Origin of the sequence: Nonomuraea sp. NPDC049141, assembly GCF_040648415.1 — a bacterium.
Taxonomy (GTDB): Bacteria; Actinomycetota; Actinomycetes; order Streptosporangiales; family Streptosporangiaceae; genus Nonomuraea.
Genome location: NZ_JBEZDR010000183.1, coordinates 1 through 1,756 on the forward strand (window position 1 = coordinate 1; position 1,756 = coordinate 1,756).

Annotated in this window: 2 protein-coding genes; both read right to left on the reverse strand. The window is 68.3% G+C overall.

Annotated features, from left to right (window positions below; genetic code table 11):
• Position 1 precedes the first annotated feature (1 nt).
• Positions 2–352, reverse strand: coding sequence for an Lsr2 family protein (locus tag AB0B91_RS65685; protein ID WP_308220812.1), 351 nt, complete (start codon positions 350–352; stop codon positions 2–4).
• Between the two features lie 109 nt (positions 353–461).
• A partial coding sequence (gene lysS / locus AB0B91_RS65690; protein ID WP_358343153.1) for a lysine--tRNA ligase occupies positions 462–1,756 on the reverse strand: 1,295 nt, incomplete at its 5' end.

Here is a 1,756-nt window from a genome sequence, read left to right on the forward strand (position 1 = left end):
GTCAGTGACCGGCCTTCGCGTGGTACTCGTCGACGATCTCCTGGGGGATCCGACCCCGGTCGGAGATGTCCTTGCCGGCCTTCTTGGCCCAGGCGCGGATCGCCTTGTTCTGCTCCCGGTCGGCGGTGGCACCACCTCGACCGCGCGCGGCCCGGCCTCCGACGACGACGCCGCCCCTGCCCACCTTGCTGCCGTGGGCGATGTACGGGGCGAATACGTCGCGCAATTTCTCGGCGTTCGAGCTAGACAGGTCGATCTCGTACTGAACGCCGTCGAGCGCGAACTTGACCGTCTCGTCAGCGTCCCCGCCGTCCAGGTCATCGACCAGCTTATGAATGATCTGCTTGGCCACGTCCCACATTCCTTTCGAGCAGGGTGCTCCTGCAAACTGTAAGCACGATAACCTGCGCGACGCTTGCCGCGTCAATAGGATGCGGTAACGACCCGGTGGAGATGCGCGACTACTCCGGGCGAACCAGGGGGAAGAGGATGGTTTCCCGAATTCCCAGGCCCGTGAGGGCCATCAACAGCCGGTCGATTCCCATTCCCATCCCCCCGGCCGGCGGCATTCCGTACTCCATCGCCCGGAGAAAGTCCTCGTCCAGCCGCATGGCCTCGTCGTCGCCGCGGGCGGCGAGCTGCGCCTGGGCCACCAGCCGCTCCCGCTGGACCACCGGGTCCACCAGCTCGGAGTACGCGGTCCCGAGCTCGAAACCGAGCACGTAGAGGTCCCACTTCTCGGCCAGTCCGGGCTCGCTGCGGTGCGCCCGGGTCAGCGGGCTGGTCTCCTCCGGGTAGTCGCGGACGAAGGTGGGCGCCGTCAGGCCCGGCACCACAAGTTCCTCGAACAGTTCCTCCGCCAGCTTGCCCGGCCCCCACTTGGGGTCGACCGCCAAACCCACCTTGTCGGCGTACTCCACGAGGCGGGCGCGCTCGGTGCGTACGGTGACCTCCTCGCCGAGCGCCTCGGAAAGCACCCCGAAGAGGGTCACCGAGCGCCACTCGCCGCCCAGATCGAACTCCCGGCCGTCGGCGTGCGTCACCACGGTCGACCCGCCGACGGCGATCGCCGCCTGCTGCACGAGATTTCGGGTCAGCTCGGCCATGGTGTCGTAGTCGCCGTAGGCCTCGTATGCCTCGAGCATCGCGAACTCGGGCGAGTGCGAAGAGTCGACACCTTCATTACGGAAGTTGCGGTTGATCTCGAAGACCCGGTCGACGCCGCCGACGACGGCCCGCTTGAGAAACAGTTCCGGCGCGATTCGCAGATACAGGTCGGTGTTCAGTGCATTGCTGTGGGTCACGAATGGCCGGGCCGCCGCGCCCCCGTGCAGCAGCTGGAGCATCGGGGTCTCGACCTCGATGAAGTCCCGGCCGTGCAGCGAGTCGCGCAGGCTGCGTACGGCTGCGGCCCGGGTGCGCACCATCTGGCGGGCCTGCGGCCGGACGATCAGGTCCACGTAGCGCTGCCGGACCCGCGCCTCCTCGCTCAGCGGCTTGTGCGCCACCGGCAGCGGGCGCAGCGCCTTCGCCGTGACCGCCCACTGCTCGGCCAGCACGGACAGCTCGCCGCGCCGGCTGGTGATCACCTCGCCGGTCACCCCGACGAGGTCACCGAGGTCGACCAGGCGCTTCCAGTCGTTCAGCCGGTCGGCGCCGACCCGGTCGAGGGAGAGCATGGCCTGCAACTCGGTGCCGTCGCCGTCGCGAAGCGTGGCGAAGCAGAGCTTGCCGGTGTTGCGTACGAAGATCACCC